Raw genomic sequence first — 12,580 nt, forward strand, 5'->3', positions numbered from 1 at the left:
GTGCCAGACGTCGCAGGCCAGGCGGGATGTGTCAGACACGTCCTGGGCCACCGAACAGGCAAGTGCCCTCTCCGTACCTTGTACACCCAGTCCATCGACGACGCCCGCCCCTCCGCCTCGCGATCCACCAGGGATTACGGGGCAGCCCTTAGGCTGGCGGGACGGAAACTTCGGGCACCCGACTCGCGATGGGGGCGAGCATGTCCATGCTTAAAGGAGCCAATCTTCCGGTAGCCGCGCCGGCTGTCCGCGTGGAATTGGGATGGCGTTCGGCACCGGGCGCGCCGGATGTCGACGCCTCGGCGCTGCTGCTCGTTTCCGGAAAGGTCCGCTCGGACGCGGACTTCGTCTTCTACAACCAGCCGTCGCACGCGTCCGGAGCCGTACACCACGAAGGCAAGCGGACCGGAGCGGACGGCGTCACGGACACACTGACGGTCGACCTCGGGCGGGTCGAGCCCGCCGTGGAACGGATCGTCCTGGCCGCCTCCGCCGACGGCGGCGGCTTCGGCCAGGTGCGGGGTCTCCATGTGCGCGTGCTGGACGCGGCGGCCGGCACCGAGATCGCGCGGTACGACAGCCAGGACGCGACCGTCGAGACGGCGTTCGTCCTCGGTGAGCTGTACCGGCGCCAGGGAAGCTGGAAGTTCCGGGCCGTCGGGCAGGGCTACAGCAGCGGGCTCGCGGGACTGGCCACGGATTTCGGTATCTCGGTCGACGAGCCGCGCCACGCGACCGCCGCGGCCCCGGCCGTTCCCGCCGTGAGTCCGGCGCCCGCCTCCGCCACCGCGACTCCCGCCTCCGCTCCCACGCCCGTCCGGCTCAGCAAGGTGACACTGACGAAGGACGCACCGACCGTTTCCCTGGCCAAACAGGGCGGCACATCCGGCACGATGCGGGTGAACCTGAACTGGCAAGTGCGCAAACAGTTCAAGGGCTGGGCCGCCAAACTGGGCCGCGCCGTCGCCGTACAAGGCGATCTCGATCTTGATCTGTGCGCGCTCTACGAACTGACCGACGGCCGCAAAGGTGTGGTCCAGGCGCTGGGCAACGCCTTCGGCGCGCTCGGCCAACCGCCCTACATCCATCTCGACGGAGACGACCGCACCGGCGCGGTCTCCAGCGGCGAGAACCTCACCATCAACCTCGACCACAAGGACCGGCTGCGCCGCGTCGTCATCTTCGTCACCATCTATGAAGGCGCGCGCAGTTTCGCGGATCTGGACGCGACGGTCACTCTCCAGCCCCAGCACGGGGCCGCGATCGACTTCTCGCTCGGTGAATGCACGGTGCCTTCGACGGTCTGCTCGCTGGCCCTGATCACCAATACCGGTTCCGACCTCGTCGTCCAGCGGGAAGCGCGCTTTCTGGTACCGGAACGCGGAGTCAGTCCGCAGCGCACCGTCGATTACGCCTATGGCTGGGGCATGAACTGGACGCCCGGCCGGAAGTGACGTACGCAAGCCGCCGACCGGCGTACCGCGCTCGCGCGATGTCCGTCAGCGGTCCGGCGCGGCCTCGGGTCTGGCATAGGTACGACCCTTCCAGGCCGCGCCGCGGCCCCGGTAGTGCCGCACGGCCGAATCGACCGTCATCAGAAGGTAGAGCAACGCCGTCAACGGCAGCAGCGGAGCCAGCCACAGCGACTGCCGGTAGTAGCGCAGCATCGGGATGTACGTTCCCGTCATCACCGCCCACGCCGCGAACCCCAGCCACCCGGCGGCCCCGTCGCCGCCGAACACGCCGTCGCCCAGCGCGGCGACGGGCACCAGATAGATGACCGCGAGCCCCGCCACGGTGCCCGCGAGCAGCAGCGGATTGTGCCGGAGCTGCGCGTACGCACTGCGCGAGACCATCCGCCACAGGTCGGCCAGCCGCGGATACGGACGCACACTGTCCACCCGCTCCGCCAGTCCCAGCCAGATCCGGCCGCCGCCGCGCCGTACCGCCCGCGCCAGTGCCACATCGTCGATCACGGCCTGCCGGATCGACTCGGGCAGCCGCGCGCGCTCGGCGGCCTCCGTACGCAGCAGCACACATCCGCCGGCCGCGGCCGCCGTGCGTGCGCCGGGGCGGTTGATCCAGCGGAACGGATAGAGCTGAGCGAAGAAGTACACGAAGGCCGGCACGACGAGCTTCTCCCACCCGCTCGCGACCCGCAGCCGCGCCATCTGCGAGACCAGGTCCAGCCCGTTCGTCCTGGCGGCGGCGACCAGCTCCCGCAGACTGTCCGGCTCATGGGCGATATCGGCGTCCGTCAGCAGCAGATACTCGGGCCGGCCGGCCCGGGCCAGCGTGATGCCGTGCCGCAGCGCCCACAGCTTTCCCGTCCAGCCGGGCTCGGGCTCGCCGGGCGAGACGATCGTCAGTGGCAGACCGCCGTACTTGTCGGACAGATCACGCGCCAGCGCAGCCGTGCCGTCCGTGCTGCCGTCGTCGACAAGGAAGATCTCGGCCCTGCCGGGATACACCTGGGCCAGCAGCGACGGCAGGCTCAGCGGCAGCACCGCGGCCTCGTCCCGCGCCGGTACGACGACCGCGACATACGGCCACCGCCGCCGGTCGTCCCGGGCGTCGGCGTCGGCGTTCTCAGGCGCCGCGAGATCCGCGAGGTCCTCACGCGCGGGCAGCCGCTGGTCCGTCCGCCAGAAGAATCCCTGACCCAGCAACAGCCAGCCCCACGCGGCCAGCGAACCCACGGCGATCCAGGCAATGGCGCTCATTGGCCGCAGTCTGCCGCACATTGCCGGGGCCGCGAGCACGGTCGACTAAGGTGACCGGGTGAAGATCGCGCTCATGGACTCCGGAATCGGCCTGCTCCCGACGGCCGCCGCGGTGCGCCGGCTGCGACCGGACGCCGATCTCGTGCTCTCCTCGGACCCCGACGGCATGCCCTGGGGCCCGCGCAGCCCTCAGGATGTGACCGAGCGCGCGCTCGCCGTCGCACGGGCGGCCGCCGAGTACCGGCCCGACGCGCTGATCGTCGCCTGCAACACCGCGTCGGTGCACGCCCTGCCCGCGCTCAGGGCCGAGCTGGAGCCGAGGCTGCCGGTCATCGGTACGGTCCCGGCGATCAAGCCCGCGGCGGCCGGCGGCGGACCGGTCGTGATCTGGGCCACTCCGGCCACCACCGGCAGCCCCTACCAGCGCGGCCTGATCGATGACTTCGCCTCGTCCGCCGAGGTCACCGAGGTCGCCTGCCCCGGGCTGGCCGACGCCGTCCAGCACGCCGACGAGGCCGCTATCAACCGCGCGGTGGCCGCGGCGGCCGCCGTCACACCGCGCGACGCCAGGGCCGTCGTCCTGGGCTGCACGCATTACGAGCTGGTCGCCGAACGCATCCGCGCCGCGGTCCAGCAGCCCGGCCTGCCGCCCGTCGTCCTGTATGGCTCGGCCGACGCCGTCGCCGCGCAGACACTGCGCCGTATCGGCGGCGGGCCCGTACCGGCGGCTCTGCCGGGAGCCCGGCTCACGGTGCTGCTCAATGGGCGCGAGTCCGTCCTCCCGAGTCCCGCAATGGCCTACGCCGAGGGACGGCTTCTCGCCGCACTCAGCCAGGTGCACTGACGTCGGTACGCACCGGATCGCGGGACAGCGGTCCGATGGCTTCCCGCTGCCACGGGACTCCCCTTCCGGCGGAACCTGGGTAATGTGCAAGGCATGAGGGAGCACCCCCGGCAAGAGGGCCACGCCGATGAGCCCCTGCCTGAGACCTGGACCGGCCGTGCCACCAATCGTGTGCAGTGGCTGCTCGCGGCCGCGGGCGTCGCGTGCGTCGCGCTCGGTGTGGAGCTGGCCGTCAACTCCACCTGGGATTCCGGTATAGCGGCCCTGCTGATGTCCGTCATCGGCTGTGTGGCGGCCGGCCTGCTGATGCTCTTCGGCACGCTGGCCTTCGTCCATGTGGCCGTACGGGTCGAAGGCGATTCCCTGGAAGTGCGCTGCGGGCATATGGGCCTGCCCCGCCGCCGTATTCAGCTCGCGCATGTCGTGGACGCCGACTTCGTGCCGAAAGTCACACCGTGCCAGTGGGGCGGCTGGGGCTACCGCTGGCGCCCCGAGATGGGCACGGCGGTGGTGGTACGCCGTGGCGAAGCCCTTGTCCTCAAAATGGGTGACGGCAGGACCTTCACGGTGACGGTGGACGACGCGGAGGCGGCGGTGCGGTTCATCCGTAAACGACTGAGCCTCGCCGCCAAGCCCAATCCGGCCGGCGGCTGACGGGACGGATCCCGTCCGGGCCGAAGCGGTGTCCGCGGACACCGCCAACCGGCCTCCGCAGAGAGCCGGTTGGCAGTGCCTACGCGTCGGCGGTCCGTATGGCGGCGGTGGTCAGCGGCGAAGGGCCGCCCAGGTCCTGACTCCTACCAGACCCTCGTCGTCGAGCCCCCGGTAGCGCTGATAACTCTCGACCCAGCCCTCGGTCCGGGGACCGAAGATCCCGTCCACCTCCACGATCTTCCTGCCGGCCTGTTTGTTGAGCAGACACTGCACTTCACGGACGTGACTGCCGGTGTCGCCCCGCCGCGTGAGCGCCGTACCGCTGTAGTAGCCGCACCATGTGGCCGCGGACCGCGCGGCCGTCGCCCGGCCGTCCGTGTCGGAGGCCGCTCCCGCACCGGACGGGACGAGAGCCAGAATCACCGCCCCCAGCCCGACCGAAGCCGAAACCACTGTGGTGCGCAGACGAGAGCTCATGACGGTTTCTCCTTCAATTGGCATCCGGATGCGAGCCGCTGCCCGCCTCCCTCTCCAGACTCGTAAGCGCGATGTAAGGAGTCAACGCCGTGTCGAGTATTAACGGCGTTGTGTTGGGTCGCGGAAGTGGTGAACAAGACCGCGGCGCGGAATCGGTCACGCCGCTTACGGCGCACGCCGCGCGTGGCAGGGCGCGGATCTCCTCGGCCACGCCCCCGCGACGCGTCACCGGCCGATCATGAGCCAACCGGAGCCCACACCGGCCTCCTCGCCCGGAGGACGCGGACGGCGAGCCACAGCCGACCGCCGTAGACTCCGCCAGGTGAGCGCCACCATGACCCCCGTCGAGACCCCTCCGCCCGCCTCCGATCCCGGCCGGGGCGGGCGGAAGCTGCTGCGGCGGCTCGCCAGGCCCGGCGCCGCGGCGCTGTCCGGCGTACTGCTCTACACGAGCTTTCCGCCCCGCGCGCTGTGGTGGCTGGCACTGCCGGCCTTCGCGCTGCTCGCCTGGAGCCTGTACGGCCGCCGGCTGCGCGCGGGCCTCGGCCTCGGCTACCTCGCCGGCCTGGGCTTTCTGCTGCCACTCCTGGTCTGGACCGGCGCGGAGGTCGGCCCGGGGCCCTGGCTCGCGCTGGTCGCGGTGGAGGCGCTCTTCGTCGCTCTCACCGGACTGGGCATCGCGGCCGTGACGCGACTTCCTCTGTGGCCGGTATGGGCCGCGGCCGTCTGGATCCTCGGCGAGGCGGTCCGCGCGCGCGTGCCGTTCGGCGGATTCCCGTGGGGCAAGATCGCCTTCGGCCAGGCGGACAGTGTCTTTCTGCCGCTCGCCGCGATCGGCGGGACACCGGTGCTCGGCTTCGCCGTCGTCCTGTGCGGCTTCGGGCTGTACGAGGCGCTGCGCCAGGTCCTCGCGTACCGGAAGTCCGGCCGGGTACCGCGCCGCGCCGCGGCCGCCGCCGCGCTCACCGTCCTCGTCCCGGTGGCGGCGGCGCTCGCCGCGCTGCCGCTCGTGGACGACTCCGCCGAGGACGGCACCGCCACCGTCGCCGCCGTGCAGGGCAATGTGCCGCGGGCCGGTCTCGAATTCAACGCCCAGCGCCGTGCGGTCCTGGACAACCATGTCCGCAGGACCCTCCAGCTCGCCGCCGATGTGAAGGCCGGAAAGGAGCCACAGCCCGACTTCGTGCTGTGGCCCGAGAACTCCTCCGACATCGACCCGTACAGCAACGCCGACGCGCGGCTCGTCATCGACGAGGCCGTCAAGGCGATCGGTGTGCCGATCTCCGTCGGCGCCGTGGTCAGTCCGCCGACCGGACCGCTGCGCAATACGCAGATCCTGTGGGATCCGGAGCGCGGCCCGACGGACACATACGACAAACGGCAGATCCAGCCCTTCGGCGAGTACCTTCCGATGCGCTCCCTGGTGCGGTCGATCAGCCCCGGCTACGCCGACATGGTGAGCCGGGACTTCGGCCGCGGCAGCAAGCCCGGTGTCTTCGACCTCGCGGGCACCGAGGTCGGGCTCGCCACCTGTTACGAGGCGGCCTTCGACTGGGCCGTACGCGACACCGTCACCCATGGCGCCCAGCTCATCTCCGTACCCAGCAACAACGCCACCTTCGACCGCAGCGAGATGACCTACCAGCAGCTCGCGATGTCACGGGTACGGGCCGTCGAGCACAGCCGGACCGTGGTCGTCCCCGTCACCAGCGGCGTCAGCGCGATCATCCGGCCGGACGGCGAGATCGTCGAGCAGACCGGCATGTTCGTGCCCGGCGCGCTGGTGGCCAAGGTGCCGCTGCGCTCCTCGATCACACCGGCCACCCGGCTCGGCACACTGCCCGAGGGCGTGCTGGTGGCGGTGGCCGTGGCCGGTCTCGGCTGGGCGACGGTCCGTTCCGTACGCGACAGGCGCCGTCCGGCGGTCGGTTAGGTCCTGTCCGGCCGGTCCTCGGGCCGGTCGGCCCGGTCGCCCGGAACGGATCGGTCGGCCGGAACGGCCCGGTCGGCCGAGCGATCACTCGGGCGGGCCTCGCTCAACGGACGTCGGTCAAGAGGCTTCCACGGGCGCGGGCTCGAACCAGGTCGGCTTGTCGGCAAGGGCCTGCTCGATCCGCAACGAGGCGTACGCGCCGAGGCCGGGCAGCGCGTCCAGGGAAAACCAGCCGACCTCCAAGGACTCGTCGTCGTTGACCCGGGCCTCGCCGCCGGTGGCCCGGCACAGGAAGGTGATGTCCATGAACTGGCAGCGGTCGTCGTTCGGATACCGCATCGGCTCCAGCGCCTGTACGAGCACGACGCGCTCCGCCGAACAGCGCACGGCGGTCTCCTCATACACCTCCCGCACGGCCGTCGCGGCGGGCTGCTCTCCCGGCTCGGGAATGCCTCCCACCAGATCCCAGGCGCCGGTGTCGGCACGCCGGACCAGCAGCACTCTGCCGGTGTCGTCGAATACGACGGCGGTCACACCAGGCAGGAAGAGCAGTTGGTGACCGGCGGAGGCACGGATGGTGCGGATGAACTCGGGCGTCGCCATCGAAAGATCCTAACTCCCGTTCGCGGAGCACCCTCCGAGCCGAAGCAGGTCGCTCTCTTCCACGATCAAGCAGGCGCTCATCGATACACCCACATGGTTCGAACCCACCACCTGGACGGGAAGTGTGGGCGCTGACCATATCGGTTGAGGGCATGGCGCTGCTTAGGGTGCGGAACATGACCGCCCCCACCACACCAGGTCCCGTACCTGGCACGCCCGAGTCCCGCACCGCCGACACCGCTGCTCCAGCCGCCGGCGCTCTCGCTCCCGGTGCTACCGCCGCCGGTGTCGCGCCGGTCGCACTCGACCTGCGGGGCCGTACGGCACTGGTCACCGGCGCGGCAAGCGGAATCGGCCGCGCCTGCGCCTTGCGGCTCGCGGCGGCCGGGGCCACGGTCAGAGCCCTGGACCGGGACGGCGAAGGGCTCGACGCACTGGCCGAGGACGCTGTCGGGCTGCCGGGCACCGTCGAACCGCGCGTACTCGATCTGACCGCTCTCGACGCGGCGGAACAGGCCGCCGCGGGCACGGACGTCCTGGTCAACAACGCGGGCCTGCAACTGGTCCGGCCCATCGAGGAATTCCCGCCGGACGTCTTCCACACCGTCCTGACGGTCATGCTCGAAGCGCCGTTCCGGCTCATCAGAGGCGCGCTGCCGCACATGTACGCCGAAGGCTGGGGCCGGATCATCAATATCTCCTCCGTGCACGGGCTGCGCGCCTCTCCTTACAAGTCGGCCTATGTGGCCGCCAAACATGGTCTCGAAGGGCTCTCCAAAACCGCGGCCCTCGAAGGCGCCACGCACGGCGTCACCTCGAACTGCGTCAACCCCGGCTATGTGCGTACGCCACTGGTCGAGAAGCAGATCGCCGATCAGGCCGAGGCACACCACATCCCGGAGGAACGGGTACTGGCCGAAGTCCTGCTCCAGGACTCCGCGCTCAAGCGTCTGCTGGAACCGGACGAGGTCGCGGAGGCGGTGGCCTATCTCTGCACCCCGCAGGCGTCCTTCATCACGGGCACCTCGCTGACGCTCGACGGCGGCTGGACCGCGCATTAGGGACTGTCCCGTCGATCTCGCGCCATCCGCATCGTTTCCGTTGTCCACAGGGCTGGCGCGGCCGGCCGTACGACAGGTAATCCTGTGTCCATGTCCCACGATCAGGCTTCCTACCTGGAACTCCTCGCGCGCGGCGCCGCGGCGGAGGCATACGACCGGCCCGCGCTGCTGGCCCGAGCGGACGGCGCGGGGCCGGAGACGCTCGCCGCCCTGGAGCACGCCAAGCGGGTCGCTCTGCGGGTACGGGCCGAGTTGGAGGAGCGACGCCGCCGTGAGGCCGAGCTGTCGGCGCTCTTCGAGACCGCCCACGACCTGGCCGGGCTGCGCGACCTCGACGCCGTACTCCGGGCGATCGTGCAGCGCGCGCGTTCGCTGCTCGGTACGGAGGTCGCCTATCTGTGCCTCAACGACCCGGCCGCCGGTGACACCTATATGCGTGTCACCGAGGGATCCGTCTCGGCGCGCTTCCAGCAGCTACGGCTCGGCATGGGAGAGGGACTCGGCGGGCTCGTCGCCCAGACGGCCCGTCCCTATGTGACCGACAGCTATTTCGACGACCCGCGCTTCCAGCACACCAGGAGCATCGACTCCGGCGTGCGCGACGAGGGACTGGTCGCCATCCTGGGCGTGCCTCTGATGCTCGGCAGCCAGGTCATCGGTGTGCTCTTCGCCGCCGACCGCCATGCCCGGGTCTTCGAACGGGAACAGACCGCGCTGCTCGGCTCGTTCGCGGCGCATGCCGCGGTCGCCATCGACACCGCGAATCTGCTGGGAGAGACCCGCTCGGCGCTCGCGGAGCTGGAGAAGGCCAACGAGATCATCAAAGACCACAGCGCGGTCATCGAGCGCGCCTCGGACGTGCACGACCGCCTGACCGAACTCGTGCTGCGCGGCGGCGGCGTCCACGATGTCGCGAGCGCCCTGTCCGAAGTCCTGGACGGCACGGTGGAGTTCGCCGGCCCGGATTCGGCCTCCGTGACCGCGCTTGAGCTGACCGGCACCGAAGGCCACGCCAAGCGCCACGGAGATGTCTGGGGCGCCGCCGTCTCGGCCGGCGGTGAACTGCTCGGCGCGCTCGTCCTGCGCGGCCATCCCGGCCTCGACCCCGTGGATCAGCGCACCCTGGAGCGGGCCGCCATGGTCACCTCGCTGCTGCTGCTCGCCCGTCGCTCCGCGGGAGAGGCCGAGCAGCGGGTCCGGGGCGAGCTGCTCGACGACCTCCTCGACGCGCCCGACCGCGATCCGCGGCTGCTGCGCGAACGGGCCGTCAGGCTTCACGCGGACCTTGACGCTCCGCATGTGGTGCTGGCCGCCCGGATCGACGGACCCGCGCCCGACACCACCGCACGCGAGACCGCCGACCGGCGCCGCCTCTGGTCCGCGGCGTCCCATCTCGCGGCCACCGGCCACGGACTCGCCGCCACCCGCCACGGAGGCACGGTCCTGCTGCTGCCGCTCGCCCGCGAGGACACGGCGGCCGACCTCGCCCGCCGTACGGCACGGCAGCTCGGCAGCGCCTTGCGCGAACCGGTCACCATCGGCGCCTCCACGGCCGTCGAAGCACCGGCCGAGCGTCCGGGCGCGATAGCGGAGGCGTACGCGGAGGCCCGCCGCTGCCTCGACGCGCTGCGGCTCCTCGGCCGCACGGGCGACGGCGCGGCCGCCCAGGACCTCGGCTTCCTCGGACTGCTCCTCGCCGACACCCGCGACATCGAGGGCTTCGTCCACCGTACGATCGGCGAAGTCGTCGACTACGACCTGCGGCGCGGCACGGATCTGGTGCGCACCCTCGGTGCCTACTTCGCGTCCGGGATGAGCCCGGCCCGTACGAAGGACGACCTGCACGTCCATGTGAACACCGTCGCCCAGCGCCTCGAACGCATCGGCCGGCTGCTCGGACCTGACTGGCAGTCACCGGCGCGGTCCCTGGAGATCCAGCTCGCGCTGCGTCTGCACACCATGTCCGTCGCCGTCGTACGGTGAACGCGGCGTTCACCGTACGACGGCGACGGGCACCGTCCCTCCGTCAGCCCTGTCAGCGACTCGGTGTGCGGGCGGAGGTGTCGGCCCGCCGGGGCGAGGGCACCTTGTCCGGCGCCGGGTCCGCGTCGACATCCGCCAGATCGCGGTGCCGGGTCTCGCGCGCACACACGATCGCCACCACGGTGATCAGCGCGGCGGCGATGACATACAGCGAGATCGGCGTCGAGCTGTCGTAGTCGGCGAGCAGCGCCGTCGCGATCAGCGGCGCCGGAGCACCGGCCGCCACCGAGGCGAACTGCGCACCGATCGACGCGCCCGAGTAGCGCATCCGGGTCGCGAACATCTCGGAGAAGAAGGCCGCCTGCGGCGCGTACATCGCGCCGTGCAGCACCAGTCCGACCGTGACGGCCAGCAGCAGATTGCCGAAGCTCGCGCTGTCGATCAGCGCGAAGAACGGGAACATCCAGGCTCCGACACCGACGGCGCCGATCAGATACACGGGCCTCCGGCCGATCCGGTCCGACAGCGCGCCCCAGGCAGGGATCACCGCGAAGTGCACGGCGGAACCGATGAGTACGGCATTGAGCGCGGTCTGCTTGCTCAGCCCCGCCGAGGTCGTGGCGTACACCAGAATGAAGGCGGTGATCACGTAGTAGCTGATGTTCTCCGCCATCCGCGCTCCCATCGCCACCAGCACGTCCCGCCAGTGATGACGCAGGACGGCGACGAGAGGCATCTTCTCGACCTCGGCGTCGGCGACCGCCTTCCGCTCCTGGGCCTGCGCCAACGCGGCCTTGAAGACCGGGGATTCATCGACTGAGAGACGAATCCACAAACCGACGACGACCAGCACACCGGAGAGCAGGAACGGGATGCGCCAGCCCCATGACGCGAAGGACGCGTCGGAGAGCAGCGCGGTGAGCGCCGAGAGCACGCCGGTCGCGAGCAACTGACCGGCGGGCGCGCCGGTCTGCGGCCATGACGCCCAGAACCCTCGCCGTTCCGCGTCCCCGTGCTCCGACACCAGCAGCACGGCCCCGCCCCACTCGCCACCGAGCGCGAAGCCCTGGATCAGCCGCAGTACGGTCAACAGCACGGGAGCGGCCGAACCGATGGTGGCGTGCGTGGGCATCAGCCCGATGGCGAACGTCGCCCCGCCCATCATCAACAGGCTCAGGACCAGCAGCTTCTTGCGCCCGATCCGGTCGCCGTAGTGCCCGAAGACCAGCGCCCCGATCGGCCGCGCCGCAAAGCCCACGGCATAGGTGAGGAACGAGAGAAGCGTCCCGACGAGCGGATCGGAGTCGGGAAAGAACAGCTTGTTGAACACCAGCGCGGCGGCCGATCCGTACAGGAAGAAGTCGTACCACTCGATGGTCGTGCCGATGAGGCTCGCGGCGACGATGCGCTTGAGTGAGCTGGGCGTTGGGGGAGCGGATGCCGAGGCAGCCATGGTCATCACTTCCGAGCGGGTCCGGGGACGGTTGTTGTGTCGCCACACCGTAGGAATGCGCAGGTCAAGGGCCCATGTGGTGGGACACCATAGTTCAGGCCCGGGGTGTGCGCGTGCGACCCATGTCAGCGCTCAGCGGCCCGCGCGTGGGCTCGACCGGCAGCGGAGCGGGCGGTGTCGAGGATGCGCTGTTCGGGCCGATTTGACGGGGCGGTGCTGACTCCCGTGCTGGTTCGGTGCTGACTACGCCGCGTTGAACTTCGACATCCGGGGCAGACCGGACAACGCGGTGGCGGGTCCGTGTCGCCTTTGGGTGTGATGCGGTTGGAGGCGGGCGAGATCCGGCGAGTTTGATCGCTCCGCCGGATGACGACCCGTCGGGGCAGGGCTGCCGGCTCCACCCGTGCCATCCGGTGAGGCTGCCCAGGTAGCTGCGGAGCCCGTGCGGCGCGGATGGCCCGCGGCGGCGTGGCGGGTACGGGTGCCTGTTCTTCCGCTCGGTGCGCGACCGACCGGCCGCCGGTGCCAGAGCTGTGCTGCGATGCTCAGTCGGCCGTTGGTGTGTCAGCTGTTTTTGCGGTAGTCGGCCTGTCGTTGCCGCTGCTCCCTTGCTGGTGTGCCGGGCTGTCTCGGCCTACGGCGCGCTCGTCGGCACCACTACTTGTCCGCGCCCAGGGCGCCTGCCGTGCCGCTCTCCGTGCTGTCATGGCGCCTGGGCTCCGCCCGCCCACTCGGCTGTCCGCGCGTTCCGGTCGCGTTAGTGCTCCCTCTGGCTGGGTACTGGCCCCGCCTTCTGCTGTCCGTCGCATCGGGGGTGCGAGCTGCTGTCGGCCCACGCGACGCCTGCTG

Annotated in this window: 10 protein-coding genes; 6 read left to right on the forward strand and 4 right to left on the reverse strand. The window is 70.8% G+C overall.

What is annotated here, in order from left to right; all coding sequences use genetic code 11:
* Positions 1-188 precede the first annotated feature (188 nt).
* Entirely contained in the window at positions 189-1,454 is a 1,266-nt protein-coding gene (locus PV679_RS25220) for a TerD family protein (protein WP_319682671.1), read from the forward strand.
* Between the two features lie 45 nt (positions 1,455-1,499).
* On the opposite strand, the gene PV679_RS25225 is transcribed toward PV679_RS25220, so the two are convergent.
* Positions 1,500-2,723, reverse strand: a complete 1,224-nt coding sequence (locus PV679_RS25225) for a glycosyltransferase (protein ID WP_319682672.1) — start codon at positions 2,721-2,723, stop codon at positions 1,500-1,502.
* A gap of 58 nt (positions 2,724-2,781) precedes the next feature.
* Between PV679_RS25225 and PV679_RS25230 the strand changes: the two genes are divergently transcribed.
* Together PV679_RS25230 and PV679_RS25235 are read left to right on the forward strand one after the other, a co-directional pair.
* A complete protein-coding gene (locus PV679_RS25230) occupies positions 2,782-3,567 on the forward strand; it encodes a glutamate racemase (RefSeq protein WP_319682673.1) in 786 nt (261 codons plus the stop codon).
* A 93-nt stretch (positions 3,568-3,660) separates the two neighbouring features.
* Entirely contained in the window at positions 3,661-4,221 is a 561-nt protein-coding gene (locus PV679_RS25235) for a hypothetical protein (RefSeq protein WP_319682674.1), read from the forward strand.
* Positions 4,222-4,332: 111 nt separating this feature from the next.
* Here PV679_RS25235 and PV679_RS25240 read toward each other — a convergent pair whose 3' ends face one another.
* On the reverse strand, positions 4,333-4,698 hold the full coding sequence (locus PV679_RS25240) for a peptidoglycan-binding protein (protein ID WP_319682675.1): 366 nt from the start codon (positions 4,696-4,698) through the stop codon (positions 4,333-4,335).
* A gap of 322 nt (positions 4,699-5,020) precedes the next feature.
* Between PV679_RS25240 and lnt the strand changes: the two genes are divergently transcribed.
* Complete coding sequence (gene lnt, locus PV679_RS25245; protein ID WP_319682676.1) at positions 5,021-6,631, forward strand: apolipoprotein N-acyltransferase; 1,611 nt, start codon at positions 5,021-5,023, stop codon at positions 6,629-6,631.
* A gap of 117 nt (positions 6,632-6,748) precedes the next feature.
* Here lnt and PV679_RS25250 read toward each other — a convergent pair whose 3' ends face one another.
* Positions 6,749-7,234: an NUDIX domain-containing protein gene (locus tag PV679_RS25250; RefSeq protein ID WP_319682677.1), complete on the reverse strand. Its 486-nt coding sequence runs from the start codon at positions 7,232-7,234 to the stop codon at positions 6,749-6,751.
* Between the two features lie 176 nt (positions 7,235-7,410).
* On the opposite strand from PV679_RS25250, the gene PV679_RS25255 reads away from it, so the two are divergent.
* On the forward strand, positions 7,411-8,295 hold the full coding sequence (locus tag PV679_RS25255; RefSeq protein ID WP_319682678.1) for a 3-hydroxybutyrate dehydrogenase: 885 nt from the start codon (positions 7,411-7,413) through the stop codon (positions 8,293-8,295).
* Between the two features lie 90 nt (positions 8,296-8,385).
* Positions 8,386-10,278 carry a helix-turn-helix domain-containing protein gene (locus PV679_RS25260; protein WP_319682679.1) on the forward strand — a complete coding sequence of 631 codons (1,893 nt, stop codon included), beginning with the start codon at positions 8,386-8,388 and terminating at the stop codon, positions 10,276-10,278.
* A 52-nt stretch (positions 10,279-10,330) separates the two neighbouring features.
* Here the strand turns inward: PV679_RS25260 and PV679_RS25265 are convergent, their stop codons facing one another.
* Positions 10,331-11,731, reverse strand: a complete 1,401-nt coding sequence (locus PV679_RS25265) for an MFS transporter (protein ID WP_319682680.1) — start codon at positions 11,729-11,731, stop codon at positions 10,331-10,333.
* Between the last annotated feature and the right edge of the window lie 849 nt (positions 11,732-12,580).

The sequence above is a fragment of the Streptomyces sp. AK02-01A genome (genome assembly GCF_033795305.1).
Classification (GTDB): Bacteria; Actinomycetota; Actinomycetes; order Streptomycetales; family Streptomycetaceae; genus Streptomyces.

Coding starts and splice junctions, on each gene's coding strand:
- PV679_RS25220 (WP_319682671.1), top strand. CDS start 189: ATGGGGGCGAGCATGTCCATGCTTAAAGGAGCCAATCTTCCGGTAGCC.
- PV679_RS25225 (WP_319682672.1), bottom strand. CDS start 2,723: ATGAGCGCCATTGCCTGGATCGCCGTGGGTTCGCTGGCCGCGTGGGGC.
- PV679_RS25235 (WP_319682674.1), top strand. CDS start 3,661: ATGAGGGAGCACCCCCGGCAAGAGGGCCACGCCGATGAGCCCCTGCCT.
- PV679_RS25240 (WP_319682675.1), bottom strand. CDS start 4,698: ATGAGCTCTCGTCTGCGCACCACAGTGGTTTCGGCTTCGGTCGGGCTG.
- PV679_RS25250 (WP_319682677.1), bottom strand. CDS start 7,234: ATGGCGACGCCCGAGTTCATCCGCACCATCCGTGCCTCCGCCGGTCAC.
- PV679_RS25255 (WP_319682678.1), top strand. CDS start 7,411: ATGACCGCCCCCACCACACCAGGTCCCGTACCTGGCACGCCCGAGTCC.
- PV679_RS25260 (WP_319682679.1), top strand. CDS start 8,386: ATGTCCCACGATCAGGCTTCCTACCTGGAACTCCTCGCGCGCGGCGCC.
- PV679_RS25265 (WP_319682680.1), bottom strand. CDS start 11,731: ATGGCTGCCTCGGCATCCGCTCCCCCAACGCCCAGCTCACTCAAGCGC.